The sequence below is a fragment of the Streptomyces sp. NPDC045470 genome (assembly GCF_040646595.1).
Taxonomy (GTDB): Bacteria; Actinomycetota; Actinomycetes; order Streptomycetales; family Streptomycetaceae; genus Streptomyces.
In genome coordinates this window covers 792,880-806,627 of the sequence record NZ_JBEZAN010000002.1, presented here as the reverse complement: position 1 = coordinate 806,627, position 13,748 = coordinate 792,880, and the positions used below count along the sequence as shown (strand labels likewise).

Here is a 13,748-nt window from a genome sequence, read left to right as displayed (position 1 = left end):
CTAGGTCCTGGTGGGCCACGGATGACCCAAGGAGCTGCAAGGTGTTCTTCGACATAGGACCCCTAGAGCTGGTCGCGCTCGTGATCCTTGCGGTACTGATCTTCGGGCCGGACAAGCTGCCCAAGGTGATCTCCGATGTCATGGGGTTCGTGCGCAAGGTGCGGGCGTTCTCGGACAACGCCAAGGAAGACATCCGCAGCGAGCTGGGCCCGGAGTTCAAGGACTTCGAGTTCGAGGACCTGAAGCCCAAGAACTTCGTCCGCAAGCACGTGCTGGAGAACGACCAGTACGGCCTTCAGGAGATCCGTAACGGCTTCGACCTGAAGAAGGAGATGGCCGAGGTCACGGACGCCGTGCACGGCGTCGACAGCGCCTCCTCCGCCGACCAGGGGTCCGCGTCCCGGGTGAGCTTCAGCAAGGAGTCCCCGGCCGCCGGGACCGGCTCCGGCGGCGGGTCCGCCGCGCCGGACCTGTTCACCAAGGGCGCGAAGCCGGCCCGGAACGAGCGCCCTCCGTTCGATCCCGATGCCACCTGACTCGTCTTATGCAAGCCTTATGCCCGCTGGTGCCGAACGGGTTGACTATGCTCCCGGTGTCCGGGGTGAGGTCGCCTGAGGGGGGCGGGCCGCCCACGACGCAGGGCAACTAGGAGGCTCCGCGCAGATGGAGACGACGGGTCGGGCAGGAGTTCAGGCGGTCACCGCCGACACCGGGCGGAAGGTCGACGGCTATCTGTCGGCCGCGTTCCCGTGGTACGGACTCGACGACGCGTTCACCGGTCCCCGCTGGCTGCTGCAGGTCGGCGCGGCCGCGGACGGCACGGTCGAGCACGGCGCGACCGGCCACGGCCAGCAGCCCACCATAAAGGTGGAGAGCACACCGGACTCGGAGCGTTTCGCGGTCGTGGTGACCGTCGCCAGCCGCCCCGTGCGGCGCAGCGCCGACGGCACGGGGGTCCTGGACGCCACCTCCACCGCCACCGCGGCCTGGCTCGCCGGATCGGGTCTGCTCTCCCGCACCTGGCCGACGCAGATGGACCGCACGCTCCGCCAGGACTGGCTCGACCAGCAGACGATGCTCGCCTGGGAACTGGCGGACGACCTCGGCGGCGAGGGCTGGAGCGCGCTGACGCTGCCGGTGGACGGCGTGCCGACGCCGTTCCGCTACCGGGAGTCGGAGTACGGCTGGGTGCTCGCCGGGTCGGCGGGCGACGGCCCGGAGGGCGTGCACATCGGTGCGTACGGGCGCGGCATGAGCGCGTACGGACTGGGCTTCGCGGTGGTCAAGGACATCGCCGCGTACGAGAGCGGCGACGGTGTCACGAGGCCGGCGGCCACCGGAGACACGCGGACGGAGGACGTGCCCGCGGAAGGCGTGGCGGCGGACTGAGCCGAGCGCGGCCGGGGCCGTACGGGCACGGCCCGGCGCCACGCCCGCCGCACGACGACGAAGGGGCGGGCCCGCCGGGCCCGCCCCTCCGCCTGTCCCGGCCGCCGTCCCCGGCCGCCGGGCGCCTCAGAACTTGTTGCGCGGGGTGATCCCCAGTGACATGCCCGACAGGCCGCGCTGGCGGCCGCCCAGCTTGCCCGCGATGGCACGGATGGCCGCGCCGGCCGGGGACTCCGGGTCGGTCAGCACGACGGGCCTGCCCTCGTCGCCGCCCTCTCGCAGCCGTACGTCGATCGGGATGGCGCCCAGCACCGGTACCTGGGTGCCGGTCGTCTTCGTCAGGCCCTCGGCGACCCGCTCGCCGCCGCCGGTGCCGAACACGTCCACCATCTCGTCGCAGTGCGGGCAGGGCAGCCCGGACATGTTCTCCACCACGCCGACGATCTTCTGGTGGGTCTGTACGGCGATCGAGCCGGCCCGCTCGGCGACCTCCGCGGCGGCCTGCTGCGGGGTCGTGACGACCAGGATCTCCGCGTTCGGTACGAGCTGTGCCACCGAGATGGCGATGTCGCCGGTGCCCGGGGGCAGGTCGAGCAGCAGGACGTCCAGGTCGCCCCAGTACACGTCGGCCAGGAACTGCTGGAGCGCGCGGTGCAGCATCGGCCCGCGCCAGACCACCGGGGCGTTGCCCGGGGTGAACATGCCGATGGAGATCACCTTCACGCCGTTGGCCGACGGCGGCATGATCATGTTCTCGACCTGGGTGGGACGGCCGTCCGCACCCAGCATCCGGGGCACCGAGTGGCCGTAGATGTCGGCGTCCACCACGCCGACCTTCAGGCCGTCCGCCGCCATCGCCGCGGCCAGGTTGACCGTCACCGACGACTTGCCGACGCCGCCCTTGCCGGAGGCGACCGCGTAGACCCGGGTCAGCGACCCCGGCTTGGCGAACGGCACCTCGCGCTCGGCGGTGCCGCCGCGCAGCGACGACGCCAGCTCCTTGCGCTGCTCGTCGCTCATCACGTCCAGGTCGACCGAGACACCGGTGACGCCCTCGACCCGGCCCACCGCCTCGCGCACGTTCGAGGTGATCGTCTCGCGCATCGGGCAGCCGGCGACCGTCAGGTAGACCGCCACCGCCACCGCGCCGTCCGCCGCGATGTCCACCGATTTGACCATGCCCAGTTCGGTGATGGGGCGGTGGATCTCGGGGTCGTTCACCGTGGCGAGCGCGGCGTGGACCGCGTCCTCGCTGGGCGCTGCGCTTCGGGGCGTGTCGGTAGCCATGCCCCAAGACTACGGGGGTGGTGGCGGCCTCCGGAAAGGCCTGGTGACGGTCGTGTTCGTCACTCCCGGCGCCCGCTCCACCCCCGACTTCGTCCGCCTTCTCCGCCCCGGGTGACCGCGCTACTCCCGGCGCCGGCTCTCCTGCTCGCTCTCCGCGTCCACCATCTGACGCAGCTCCAGCTCCTTCAGCAGGTCCTGGAGTTCGGAGCGGATCCAGTCGCGGGTGGCCACCTCGCCCAGGCCCAGCCGCAGCGCCGCCACCTCCCGGGTCAGGTACTCGGTGTCGGCGATGGCCCGCTCGTTCTGCTTGCGGTCCTGCTCGCGGGTGACCCGGTCCCGGTCGTCCTGCCGGTTCTGCGCCAGCAGGATCAGCGGCGCGGCGTAGGACGCCTGGAGCGAGAGCATCAGGGTCAGGAAGATGAACGGGTAGTTGTCGAAGCGCAGATGACCGGGCGCGGCGACGTTCCAGATGATCCACACCACGATGATCACCGTCATCCAGACGATGAACCGGCCGGTCCCCAGAAAGCGGGCGATCTTCTCCGACAGCCGTCCGAAGGCCTCCGGGTCGTACTCCGGCAGCAGACTGCGCCGGGGCGCGCGCGGCTGGTCCAGGCGCACCCGGGGGCGCCCGCCGCTCGTCCCGGGCCCCGGCGCCGCACTCAGCGCCCGCGCACGCTCCTTGACACCGTCCCGTTCCTCAGCGCCCATCGTCCGGCTCTCCCTCCCGGTCCGCTGCCGCGCCCGGCGGCCCGTGCATCTCCGCCTCCCGCCAGTCGTCGGGCAGCAGGTGGTCCAGTACGTCGTCGACGGTCACCGCGCCCAGCAGGGAGCCGCTCTCGTCCACGACCGGCGCCGCCACCATGTTGTACGTCGCCAGATAGCTGGTCACCTCGTTCAGCGGGGTGCCCGGCGGCAGCGGCGGCAGATCGGTGTCCGCGATGGAGCTGACCAGGGTGAACGGCGGATCGCGCAGCAGCCGCTGGAAGTGCACCAGCCCCAGGTACTTGCCGGTCGGCGTCTCGTCCGGCGGCCGGCACACGTACACCTGCGCCGCCAGCGACGGCGACAGGTCCGGGTCGCGCACCCGGGCCAGCGCGTCCGCGATCGTCGCGTCCGGCCGCAGCACGATCGGCTCGGTCGTCATCAGACCGCCCGCGGTGCGCTCCTCGTACGCCATCAGGCGCCGGACGTCCGCCGCGTCGTCCGGCCGCATCAGAGCGAGCAACCGTTCCTTCTCGTCCTCCGGCAGCTCGGAGAGCAGGTCGGCGGCGTCGTCCGGGTCCATCGCCTCCAGGACGTCGGCGGCCCGCTCCTCCTGGAGCTTGCCCATGATCTCGACGCGGTCGTCCTCCGGCAGCTCCTCCAGGACGTCCGCCAGCCGGTCGTCGTCCAGCGCGGCGGCGACCTCGCCGCGCCGCTTCGGCGTCAGATGGTGCAGCGCGCTGGCCAGGTCCGCCGGACGTAGCTGCTCGAAGGTGGCGAGCAGGTTCTCCGCGCCCTGCCCGTGCTCCTCCAGCGAGAACCCGGTCACCGCCGACCACTCCACCGTCAGGGTCTCTCCCTTGCGGCGCAGCGCCCCGCCCTTCCCCTTCCGTACGAAGACCTTGTCGATCTCCCAGTCACGGCGGGCCGGCAGTTGGCTGATGCCGATGTCCAGGACGGTGGCCTCCTCGCCGGTCTCGACCAGGCTCACCCGGCGGTCCAGCAGCTCACCGAGGACCAGGGTCTCCGACGCGCGCTGCTCGAAGCGCCGCATGTTCACCACGCCGGTGGTGATGACCTGGCCGGACTCCACCCCCGTCACCCGGGTCATCGGCAGGAAGATCCGGCGGCGGCTGACGACCTCGACGACCAGGCCCAGCAGCCGGGGCGGCCGGCCGCGCACCCGCAACATCGCCACCAGGTCCCGGACCCGGCCGACCTGGTCGCCGTTGGGGTCGAAGACGGCGATGCCCGCGAGATGGGAGACGAACACCCGAGGGGTGACCACCGCCATGCCGAGTGCCTCCGCTTCCGTTCCGCTGCGCCGTAGCGGGCCGCCGCGCCACCGCGCGGCCGCGCCCCCTCTTCCCTGGCGTTACGTGTTGCCGCTTCTCCGCAGGTGAAGCCCCTCAGGCGGGCTTGATCCGAAATCAGGCTAACGTGCACCACCCGGTGCCGCCCCGACGGAAAGGGCCGTACGGTGTCCACCGCGCACTCCGCCGTACGACGTGCCCGGGCCCGGGTACGCTGCCGTACTGCCGTCGAGGTCATCCGTATCAGGAGGCAGAACCGTCGTGACCGCTTTCCCCTCGGCAGGCCCCGCCGGAGCCTGCTCCCGCCGACCGGCCGCATCCCGTCGCAGGCGCGGGGCGACGCTGACGGCGGCGGTGTGCGCGGTGCTCGCCGGGGCACTGGCGGGGTGCTCGACGGAGGACCCGGACGCCGGGACCAACGGGGTCGGCAAACTGCCCGCCGAAAAGATCCAGGCCAAGGCGCAGACGGCCGCCCGCGGCGCCAGAACGGTACGGCTCTTCGGCCACCTCGTCAGCCAGGGCCGCACCTACAAGCTGGACCTGCGGCTCGGCCCCGAGGGCGCCCGGGGTGAACTCGCCACCGACGCGGCCACCTTCCAGTTGCTGCGGGCCGACGGCGCGCTCTACCTCAAGGCGGACGCCGGGTTCTGGGCCCGCGAGAAGAACGCCAATCCGTCGAAGAACGACGAGACGGCCGTCGCCAAGCTCGTCGGCAAGTACGTGAAGGTGCCGGCCACGGACCCCGTCTACAAGCGCTTCAGCGGCTTCACGGACAAGGACGTCCTGCTCAGCAGCCTCCTCGGCCTGCAAGGCAAGCTCGTCACCGGTGACCGCAGCACCCTCGACGGCACCCGCACCATCCGCATCGCCGCCGGCCAGGGCGCGGGCGGCACCCTCGACGTCTCCCTGGAAGGCGAGCCCTACCCGCTCCGGCTGCGCCGCGCGGGCGACGCGGGCGAGGTGCGTCTCACCGACTGGGGAAAGCCGGTGGAGATCCAGGCACCGGCGGACAGCCAGGTCATCGACTACGGCAAGTCGATCACGCTGGGCGGCTGAACGCAGCGCACGTCGGTACCATGGTTCGGCTATATTGCGGCTATGGCGACGACGACGATTCAGGTTCTGCGAGAGACCCGTGATCACCTTGCCGAGCTGGCCAGAGAGCGCGGTGTGAGCATCGGGCAGCTCGTCGAAGCGCTTGCCGCGGAGCAGCCGACGGCAGCGCAGCGGGCCGAGCGGCTGGCCGCCGACCGGGAAGCCGTACGCCGCATGATGGGCGTGGCCATCAGCGACGAAGAGTTCGAGCAAGCCCCCGACGTGCTCGGCAACATCTACAAGATCGCTGCTGAGAAGGTCCGGGCGGCCAAGGGCGTCGCAACGTGATCATCCTGGACACCAGCGCCGTCATGGCGCTCGCCGGCGGCCACAAGACGCTGAACCTCCTGGCCGGCAATATGGCGGAGACCCCCGGCGAGCGTCTGAACATCCCCGCTCTGTGCCTCACTCAGGCCGAAGCCGGTGAAGAGAACCTCGCGCAGCGCGTCCTGGCCTTTTCCTCAGTGGTCGTCGACAGCCTCGACACGATGGCCGCTGTCAGCGTCGGCACCATGATTCGCGACGGCTACGGCGGCCCGGACACCTGCCACGCCCTCTACTGCGCACTGCCGCGCCCCGAGTTCACCGGCATGCCCATCCTGCTGACCGGCAACGAGGACGCCTACCCGCCCGGCGTGGTCACCGTCGACATCGACTCACCCGGCATGCTCGGCTTCCACTGACGGGCAGTCGGCCCAGGCCGGAGCAGCGGTGCGCCGGGCCGTCCAGGTGTGCCCCTCAGCGCCCGCGCCGCTTCCCCCGCAGCAGCTTGGGCAGCGCCGCCGGAACGGGCTCGCGGGTCGTGACCGGGGTGGGGAGCGGGCGCGCGGCCCGGGAGTCGTCGCCGAAGGCCGTGGTGGCCGACGTGTCCGCGACCGGTTCCAGGCGCAGGACGCGGCACTCGCGCGCCCAGCGGCGCGGCATGGTCTCCGCGTCCGGCGCGTTGAGCCGCTTGCCCTTGAGGTCTTCCACGGCGGCCTGCCACGCCTCGCTGTCCGGCTCCAGCTCGGTGACCCGGGCCTGCCAGCCGACCAGCCGGCCGCCCTTGTCCTTGCTGCGCAGGGTGACGGTCGCGGTGCCGCCGTCGGTCAGCCCGAGGTCGTGCAGCGGCTGCTCGTCGGCCGGGTCGGCCACTCCGTCCGTACGGCCGGAGCCCGCTCCGACGACGCACGCGGCGCCGTCGTGCCAGACGTGCCACAGGGCCCGCGCCGGGCCGGTGGCGCCCCGTACCCAGATGAGGCCGGACTTCTTCGTGGCCTCTTCGATGAGCGCGCGGTCCAGCAGCGCCTGCGACACGGTGTCCGTCATGGGATCAGCCTAATGGGCGGCGCGCGTGGTGCCCGGACCGCTCAGCCCTCTCACAGCCACCCGTTGCGCTTGAAGCCGCGGTGGATGCCGAAGCAGATGCCGACCGTGACGAGCAGGACGAGCGGGTAGCCGTACCTCCACTTCAGCTCGGGCATGTACTCGAAGTTCATGCCGTAGATCCCGGCGATCATCGTCGGTACGGCGAAGATCGCCGCCCAGGAGGTGATCTTGCGCATGTCCTCGTTCTGGGCCACCGTCGCCTGCGCCAGGTTGGCCTGGAGGATCGAGTTGAGCAGGTCGTCGAAGGAGAGCACCTGCTCGTTGACCCGGGCCAGGTGGTCGGCCACGTCCCGGAAGTACTTCTGGATGTCGCAGTCGACCAGCCGCATCGGCCGCTCGCTCAGTACCTGCATCGGCCGCAGCAGCGGCGACACGGCCCGCTTGAACTCCAGGACCTCGCGCTTGAGTTGGTAGATCCGTCCGGCGGCGTCGCCACCGCCCTTCGCCGCGCCCTTGCCGGCGCCCGCGTTCTTGCCGTCCGAGCCGGAGCTGAAGACGTCGATCTCCACCTCGTCGATGTCGTCCTGCATCGCGCCGGCCACCGCGATGTAGCCGTCCACGACCTGGTCGGCGATGGCGTGCAGCACCGCGGACGGGCCCTTGCCGAGCAGCTCGGGGTCGTCCTGGAGGCGGTGGCGCAGGGCGCGCAGCGAGCCCTGGCCGCCGTGCCGCACGGTCACGATGAAGTCCCGGCCGGTGAAGCACATCACCTCGCCGGTCTCGACCACCTCGCTGGTGGCGGTCAGCTCCGTGTGCTCGACGTAGTGGACCGTCTTGAAGACGGTGAACAGGGTGTCGTCGTACCGCTCCAGCTTGGGCCGCTGGTGGGCGTGGACCGCGTCCTCCACGGCCAGCGGGTGCAGCCCGAACTCCCGAGCGATCTCGGCGAATTCCGCCTCGGTGGGCTCGTGCAGCCCGATCCAGGTGAAGCCCCCGTCGCTGCGTACGCCCGCCATCGCCTGGGACGGCGTGACGTGGTCGCTGACGCGCCGGCCGTCACGGTAGACGCCGCAGTCCACGATGGCGCTGTTGGTGTGCGCCGCCTGGTGCGGGTCGGTCTCGTACTTGTACGGGGAGTCCTCACGCCGGCGGGAGGGGCGGACGGCGGCACGCAGGTCGCGGATCATCGACATGGGCAGGCTCCTTCACGGGCCGGCCGCCAGCCGCGGGCGCGCGGCGTAACGCTGCCCGGAACGAGGACGTACAAGACGGCGCTGGCCGTACGTCCGCAAAGCGGGCGGCGCTCCGTGCGCAGGTCTGACGGCAGTTCGCAGAAAACACGGAAACGAGAGTCGAAGGCGCTCTTCCGTCATCTGTTTCCGGCGCGAAGGCACTTAGCGGGTTTCACCGCGTGCGGCAGGGGTACGGAAGCCCCTGGATCAAGAAAGCCGCTGGGCGCGCTGGGGGATGACAGGAGAACTGTCGGTACTGCACGGTCGACTTGGATCCACCGCAGCCCCACCTCCTCCGGCCGGTCCCCGCTGGGGGACGAACGTCATTCCCTGACCAGACGGCAAGGCTATCAGCCGTCAGAACCGATCCGGCGCGCCTTTGCCCGTTCCATACGAACGGCCGCCACGGGCGGCGGGACGGGCCGCCGGGCGGCTGCGGCCGGGCCAGGACCCGGGCCTATGCTCGCGGCATGTCTGACGTTCTCGATCTGGTCGAAGCCCGCCTGCGCACGACCCTGGGCGAGCCGGACGCGCGCGCCGCCGTCACCTTCCTCGGCACCGACCGTGTCGAGGTCCTGCGCTTCACCGGCGGTGGCCCGGACGGCGATCTGGTGCGCTACGTCACGCTCGGCATGTCGGACCGGCCGATGACCGACCCCACGGCCGTGCTGGCCGACCCGCTGCGCGGCCCGCGCGCCGAACTGGTGCTGTCGGTCAAGGCGGGCCGCGCCGACGTCGACAAGGTGCTGCGGCCGCTCGCCGTGCTCGCCGCCTCCCCGCAGGTCGAAGGCGTGATCGTGGCGCCGGGGGCGTCGCTGGACGTGGGGGAGCCGCTGTGGCCGGGCGCCCCCTTCACCTCCGTACTGGTCGCGGAGCCCGGCGGTCTGGTGGAGGACCTGGAGCTGGACGAGCCGCTGGACCCGGTCCGCTTCCTCCCCCTGCTGCCGATGACGCCCAACGAGGCCGCCTGGAAGCGGGTGCACGGCGCCGAGGCGCTCCAGGAACGGTGGCTCAAGGGCGGGACGGACCTGCGCGATCCGCTGCGTACAGGGGTGGCGCTGGCATAGCGGTGCGGGTGGAGTCGATGTTCAGAGGGGGAGCCGCACCGGTGCGTACGGGAGTGGCGTCGGCCTGACGGCGTACGGGAGCGGCGTCGGCCTGACGGCGCGCCGGCCCGGGTGGGCGGCGCGCCGTACCGCGGTGGTGCGGACCGTCAGTTGGCGAAGGCGGACACACCGTCCTCGGTGGCGTGCCGCGGCTCCAGCTCGTGCGCCCGTACGGTCAGCGCCCGGCGCCGTACGGCCACGATGCCCGCGCCGACGAGCGCCGCCAGGGCCGCGACCACGAACGGGATGTGGATGTCGGTCCACTCCTCGATCTTCGGCGCCAGGAACGGGGCGGCCGCGGCGGCGAACCAGCGCACGAAGTTGTAGCCCGCGCTCGCCACCGGCCGCGGCGCGTCGGAGACGCCGAGCGCCAGCTCCGTGAAGACGGTGTTGTTCAGGCCGATGAAGGCGCCGGACAGGATCGTGCAGACGACGGCCGTGACGTGGTTGCCGTACCCGAGGACCAGGAGGTCGACGGCGAGCAGGACCAGTGAGCCGCCCAGGACCCTCAGCGACCCGAAGCGCTCCTGGAGGCGCGGCGCCACCAGCACGGAGAAGACGGCGAGCAGAACGCCCCAGGCGAAGAAGACCCCGCCGGACTTGTACGGGCTCATGTCCAGCACGAAGGGCGTGAAGGCCAGCACCGTGAAGAACGCGTAGTTGTAGAAGAACGCGGAGACGGCGGCGGAGGCCAGCCCGCCGTGGCCCAGGGCCTTGATCGGGTCCAGTACCGAGGTCTTGCGCGCCGGCCGGGGCTGTTCCTCGAGGAGGACCATGATGGCGATGAAGCCGACGGCCATCAGGACGGCGGTGCCGAAGAAGGGGTAGCGCCACTTCATGTCGCCGAGGACCGCGCCGAGCAGCGGCCCGCAGGCCATGCCGAGGCCGAGCGCCGACTCGTACAGCAGGATCGCCGCGGCGCTCCCGCCCGCCCGTCGCCCGCCACCGCCCCGGGCCGAATCGCTTCGCGATGCCCCTATGGGATTCGCCGCACCCACGATGACGGCGAGCGATGTGGAGACGAACAGCGCGTTGCCGAGGCCCCAGCCGGCCCGGAAGCCGACCAGTTCGCCGACCGACGAGGACGTGCCGGACAGGGCCGCGAAGACCACCACGAGCGCCAGCCCGGCGAGCAGCGTCTTACGGCCGCCGATCCGGCTGGAGACGAAGCCGGTGACCAGCATCGCGACCGCGGTGATCAGGAAGTAGGAGGTGAACAGCAGGGAGACCTGGCTGGTGGAGGCGTGCAGGCCCTTGGCTATGGAGGGCAGGATCGGGTCGACGAGGCCGATGCCCATGAAGGCGACGACCGAGGCGCCCGCCGTGGCCCAGACGGCCATCGGCTGGCGCAGGATGCCGGTGCCGCCCTCGTCGAACGGATCGTCTCCGCCGCCGCCGTGGCCGCTCTTGCCGTGTGCCGACATGCCGTTGTCCCCTTTCTGCTCGGGTGGCGCGAGCCCCCGGTCCCCGGGGGCGTCCGGCGTGCCCACCGGAACGTTGCTGTCTGCACACAATAAGTTAGCCGACCTAAAGAATGCAAGCTACAACTAAATTGGTCCGAGGGCTGGCCCACCGGCCCGGGACGCCGGATGGGTGATCGTCCTTGACGCGGCGCCCGGCCGGGAGGACCGTGGGGCTCTATGAGGGGCGAACCCAGTTGCCCGAAGTGCGGTGGCCGGGTGCGGGCGCCCGGTCTCTTTGCCGACTCCTGGCAGTGCGGCGTGCACGGCACCGTGCACCCTCTGCAACCGGTCGTCCCGCCCAGCGTCGAAGCGCTGGCCGTGGTCGTACGCCGGGCCCGGGTGCCGGTGTGGATGCCGTGGCCGCTGCCCGTCGGCTGGCTGTTCACGGGCGTGTCCTGCGCGGGCGACGACCGCAGCGGCGGGCGCGCCACCGCGGTGGCCTGCTCGGGGCCGGGACCGCTGGGCGGGCCCGGTGAGCTGCTGCTGATCGCGGAGGAGCTGGGCGTCGGCCTGGGCGCGCGGTACGCGGGCATCGACGGCCCCGACCCCGGCCCGCACATGTGCGTGAACAAGCCGCCGCACGTGAAGGTGCTGGCGGCCGGGCGGCCGACCCCGCTGTGGCACGTCGAAGGGGCGCCCGAGGACCGGGCGGTCTTCGCCGGGGAGGCGCGCGGGCTGTGGCTGTGGGCGGTGGTCTGGCCCGCCGAGTCGGGGCTGCTGCTCTACGACGAGCTGGTCCTCACCGACCTGCGGGACGCCGGCGCCGAGGTCGATCTGCTGCCGTGCGGGGCGCTGTCGCCGCGGTTGCTCACGTGAGGAGGGCGGCCACCGGCTCCCTGGGCTTCTGCGGGGCCGGTGGCCGGCCCGCGCGGGCGTGTGTTCGAGGGTCCGGCGGGCGGCCGGTATCCTTCTGAGGTCCCCTGGCCGGCCCCGCAGCAGTCTGGAGTTCAGCGTCGTGCGCATCGATCTGCACACCCACTCCACTGCTTCCGACGGTACGGACACCCCCGCCGAGCTGGTGCGCAACGCCGCCGCTGCCGGGCTGGACGTCGTCGCGCTGACCGACCACGACTCCGTGGGCGGCCACGCCGAGGCCCGGGCCGCGCTGCCCGAGGGGCTCACCCTGGTCACCGGCGCCGAGCTGTCCTGCCGGGTCGGCGGGGTGAGCATGCACATGCTGGCGTACCTTTTCGACCCCGAGGAGCCCGAGCTGGCCCGGGAGCGCGAACTGGTCCGTGACGACCGGGTGCCGCGGGCCCGCGGCATGGTGGCCAAGCTGCGCGAACTGGGCGTCCCGATCACCTGGGAACAGGTGGCGCGGATCGCCGGCGACGGCGCCGTGGGGCGGCCGCACGTGGCCGCCGCGATGGTGGAACTGGGCGTCGTCGAGACCGTCTCCGACGCCTTCACGCCGCAGTGGCTCGCCAACGACGGCCGGGCCTACGTCGACAAGCACGAGCTGGACCCGTTCGACGCCATCCGCCTGGTCAAGGCCGCGGGCGGGGTGACGGTCTTCGCCCACCCGCTGGCGGTCAAGCGCGGCCGCACCGTCCCCGAGGACGTCATCGCCGAGCTGGCGGCGGCGGGGCTGGACGGCGTCGAGGTGGATCACATGGACCACGACGACGCCGCGCGGTCCCGGCTGCGCGGACTCGCCGCCGACCTCGGCCTGCTGACCACCGGCTCCAGCGACTACCACGGCAGCCGCAAGACCGTCGCGCTCGGCGAGTACAGCACCGACCCCGAGATATACGGCGAGATCGTGCGCCGTGCCTTCGGCGCCTTCCCCGTTCCCGGCGCGGGCGGCTGACCGTACCGCGCTCCGGCCGGCGGGCAGGTCCCCGTCCCGGCCGGACGGGCACGTTCGTGCTCCGGGCCGGCGGGTGTTCGCCCCGCCGTGCCCTGTCCGGGCCACTGCCGCCCGCTCACGCGCCCGCGCGCGTGAGGCCACGCGCGCTCCCCTCTCTCGCACCACGCTTCCGCCTTTTCCCTCCCGTACCGCCGCTCTCTCCTACCGCTGTTCTCTCGTCACACCGCTCTCTCGTACCACCTCTCGCAAGGCCATCACTGTGTTCGACTTCGCTGTCTTCAGTACGCTCTTCGTCACCCTGTTCGTGATCATGGATCCACCGGGAATCATCCCGATCTTCCTCGCCCTCAGCTCCGGCCGCCCCGCCAAGGTCCAGCGGAAGATGGCCTGGCAGGCGGCCACCGTCGCGTTCTGCGTCATCGCCGTCTTCGGTCTCTTCGGCGAGCAGATCCTCGGCCGGCTGCACATCACCCCGCCCGCGCTGATGATCGCGGGCGGGCTGCTGCTCCTGCTCGTCGCGCTCAGCCTGCTGACCGGCAAGTCGGAGCAGCCCACGCAGACCAAGGACGTCAATGTGGCGCTGGTGCCCCTGGGGATGCCGCTGCTGGCGGGGCCGGGGGCCATCGTCTCGGTGATCCTCGCGGTGCAGCACGCGGACGGGATCAGCGGGGAACTGTCGGTGTGGGCGGCGATCGCCGCCATCCATGTGGTGCTCTACCTCGTGATGCGCTTCTCGCTGGTCATCATCCGGGTGATCAAGGACGGCGGGGTCGTGCTGGTGACCCGGCTGGCCGGCATGATGCTCTCCGCGCTCGCGGTGCAGCAGATCATCAACGGCGTCATGCAGGTCGTACGCGGCGGCTGAGCCGTCGGCGCGCCGGGGCGCCGGGCCGGTCGAGCCGTCGACGGTTCCGGGCGCCCGGCGCGCCCGGCCGGGGGCGGGCGCGCGCAGCGCCCCCCCCGCAACGGTTGGTGGGGGGGGGGCCGGGCGCCCGGCCTGTTCGCGGGCCGCCCACCAGTGTGTCTCCGGTAGGGGGTCG

Annotated in this window: 15 protein-coding genes; 9 read left to right on the top strand and 6 right to left on the bottom strand. The window is 72.0% G+C overall.

Annotated features, from left to right (window positions below):
- Positions 1-41: 41 nt before the first annotated feature.
- Both AB0A97_RS09890 and AB0A97_RS09885 read left to right on the top strand, forming a co-directional pair.
- Positions 42-536, top strand: coding sequence for a sec-independent translocase (locus AB0A97_RS09890; RefSeq protein ID WP_361146995.1), 495 nt, complete (start codon positions 42-44; stop codon positions 534-536).
- Between the two features lie 127 nt (positions 537-663).
- On the top strand, positions 664-1,389 hold the full coding sequence (locus AB0A97_RS09885) for a hypothetical protein (RefSeq protein ID WP_361146992.1): 726 nt from the start codon (positions 664-666) through the stop codon (positions 1,387-1,389).
- A 126-nt stretch (positions 1,390-1,515) separates the two neighbouring features.
- Here the strand turns inward: AB0A97_RS09885 and AB0A97_RS09880 are convergent, their stop codons facing one another.
- The 3 genes from AB0A97_RS09880 to AB0A97_RS09870 form a co-directional block, all read right to left on the bottom strand.
- On the bottom strand, positions 1,516-2,676 hold the full coding sequence (locus AB0A97_RS09880) for a P-loop NTPase (protein WP_361146989.1): 1,161 nt from the start codon (positions 2,674-2,676) through the stop codon (positions 1,516-1,518).
- Between the two features lie 120 nt (positions 2,677-2,796).
- Positions 2,797-3,387 (bottom strand): DUF1003 domain-containing protein, encoded by a 591-nt coding sequence (locus AB0A97_RS09875; protein ID WP_361146987.1) that lies wholly within the window; start codon positions 3,385-3,387, stop codon positions 2,797-2,799.
- Positions 3,377-4,675 carry a CBS domain-containing protein gene (locus AB0A97_RS09870; RefSeq protein WP_361146985.1) on the bottom strand — a complete coding sequence of 433 codons (1,299 nt, stop codon included), beginning with the start codon at positions 4,673-4,675 and terminating at the stop codon, positions 3,377-3,379. Before AB0A97_RS09870 ends, AB0A97_RS09875 begins: the two co-directional genes overlap by 11 nt.
- A 382-nt stretch (positions 4,676-5,057) precedes the next feature.
- Here AB0A97_RS09870 and AB0A97_RS09865 point away from each other — a divergent pair, with 382 nt between their 5' ends.
- From AB0A97_RS09865 to AB0A97_RS09855, 3 genes are read left to right on the top strand one after another with little or no spacing between them, the layout of a single operon-like run.
- On the top strand, positions 5,058-5,750 hold the full coding sequence (locus AB0A97_RS09865) for a hypothetical protein (protein ID WP_361147398.1): 693 nt from the start codon (positions 5,058-5,060) through the stop codon (positions 5,748-5,750).
- 42 nt (positions 5,751-5,792) lie between these two features.
- Entirely contained in the window at positions 5,793-6,077 is a 285-nt protein-coding gene (locus tag AB0A97_RS09860; protein ID WP_361146982.1) for a hypothetical protein, read from the top strand.
- On the top strand, positions 6,074-6,472 hold the full coding sequence (locus AB0A97_RS09855; RefSeq protein WP_361146979.1) for a hypothetical protein: 399 nt from the start codon (positions 6,074-6,076) through the stop codon (positions 6,470-6,472). The genes AB0A97_RS09860 and AB0A97_RS09855 overlap by 4 nt, the downstream gene beginning before the upstream one ends.
- A 55-nt stretch (positions 6,473-6,527) precedes the next feature.
- Here AB0A97_RS09855 and AB0A97_RS09850 read toward each other — a convergent pair whose 3' ends face one another.
- A complete protein-coding gene (locus AB0A97_RS09850; protein WP_361146976.1) occupies positions 6,528-7,097 on the bottom strand; it encodes a hypothetical protein in 570 nt (189 codons plus the stop codon).
- Positions 7,098-7,147: 50 nt separating this feature from the next.
- The gene (locus AB0A97_RS09845) at positions 7,148-8,290 is read right to left on the bottom strand and encodes a magnesium and cobalt transport protein CorA (RefSeq protein ID WP_361146973.1); all 1,143 of its coding nucleotides are present in this window, start codon (positions 8,288-8,290) and stop codon (positions 7,148-7,150) included.
- A gap of 509 nt (positions 8,291-8,799) precedes the next feature.
- Between AB0A97_RS09845 and AB0A97_RS09840 the strand changes: the two genes are divergently transcribed.
- Complete coding sequence (locus tag AB0A97_RS09840; RefSeq protein ID WP_361146970.1) at positions 8,800-9,396, top strand: suppressor of fused domain protein; 597 nt, start codon at positions 8,800-8,802, stop codon at positions 9,394-9,396.
- Between the two features lie 146 nt (positions 9,397-9,542).
- Here AB0A97_RS09840 and AB0A97_RS09835 read toward each other — a convergent pair whose 3' ends face one another.
- Entirely contained in the window at positions 9,543-10,859 is a 1,317-nt protein-coding gene (locus tag AB0A97_RS09835) for an MFS transporter (protein WP_361146968.1), read from the bottom strand.
- Positions 10,860-11,075: 216 nt separating this feature from the next.
- Here AB0A97_RS09835 and AB0A97_RS09830 point away from each other — a divergent pair, with 216 nt between their 5' ends.
- The 3 genes from AB0A97_RS09830 (at position 11,076) to AB0A97_RS09820 (ending at position 13,573) form a co-directional block, all read left to right on the top strand.
- Entirely contained in the window at positions 11,076-11,714 is a 639-nt protein-coding gene (locus AB0A97_RS09830; protein WP_030020315.1) for a DUF6758 family protein, read from the top strand.
- Between the two features lie 139 nt (positions 11,715-11,853).
- Entirely contained in the window at positions 11,854-12,708 is an 855-nt protein-coding gene (locus AB0A97_RS09825) for a PHP domain-containing protein (RefSeq protein WP_361146964.1), read from the top strand.
- A gap of 259 nt (positions 12,709-12,967) precedes the next feature.
- The gene (locus AB0A97_RS09820) at positions 12,968-13,573 is read left to right on the top strand and encodes a MarC family protein (protein WP_073758457.1); all 606 of its coding nucleotides are present in this window, start codon (positions 12,968-12,970) and stop codon (positions 13,571-13,573) included.
- The last annotated feature ends 175 nt before the right edge of the window (positions 13,574-13,748 follow it).

What these genes read in the sequence shown, in the direction of transcription:
- AB0A97_RS09835 (WP_361146968.1), bottom strand. Translation starts at nt 10,859, where the DNA reads ATGTCGGCACACGGCAAGAGCGGCCACGGCGGCGGCGGAGACGATCCG.
- AB0A97_RS09870 (WP_361146985.1), bottom strand. Translation starts at nt 4,675, where the DNA reads ATGGCGGTGGTCACCCCTCGGGTGTTCGTCTCCCATCTCGCGGGCATC.
- AB0A97_RS09830 (WP_030020315.1), top strand. Translation starts at nt 11,076, where the DNA reads ATGAGGGGCGAACCCAGTTGCCCGAAGTGCGGTGGCCGGGTGCGGGCG.
- AB0A97_RS09860 (WP_361146982.1), top strand. Translation starts at nt 5,793, where the DNA reads ATGGCGACGACGACGATTCAGGTTCTGCGAGAGACCCGTGATCACCTT.
- AB0A97_RS09875 (WP_361146987.1), bottom strand. Translation starts at nt 3,387, where the DNA reads ATGGGCGCTGAGGAACGGGACGGTGTCAAGGAGCGTGCGCGGGCGCTG.
- AB0A97_RS09880 (WP_361146989.1), bottom strand. Translation starts at nt 2,676, where the DNA reads ATGGCTACCGACACGCCCCGAAGCGCAGCGCCCAGCGAGGACGCGGTC.
- AB0A97_RS09850 (WP_361146976.1), bottom strand. Translation starts at nt 7,097, where the DNA reads ATGACGGACACCGTGTCGCAGGCGCTGCTGGACCGCGCGCTCATCGAA.
- AB0A97_RS09845 (WP_361146973.1), bottom strand. Translation starts at nt 8,290, where the DNA reads ATGTCGATGATCCGCGACCTGCGTGCCGCCGTCCGCCCCTCCCGCCGG.
- AB0A97_RS09840 (WP_361146970.1), top strand. Translation starts at nt 8,800, where the DNA reads ATGTCTGACGTTCTCGATCTGGTCGAAGCCCGCCTGCGCACGACCCTG.
- AB0A97_RS09885 (WP_361146992.1), top strand. Translation starts at nt 664, where the DNA reads ATGGAGACGACGGGTCGGGCAGGAGTTCAGGCGGTCACCGCCGACACC.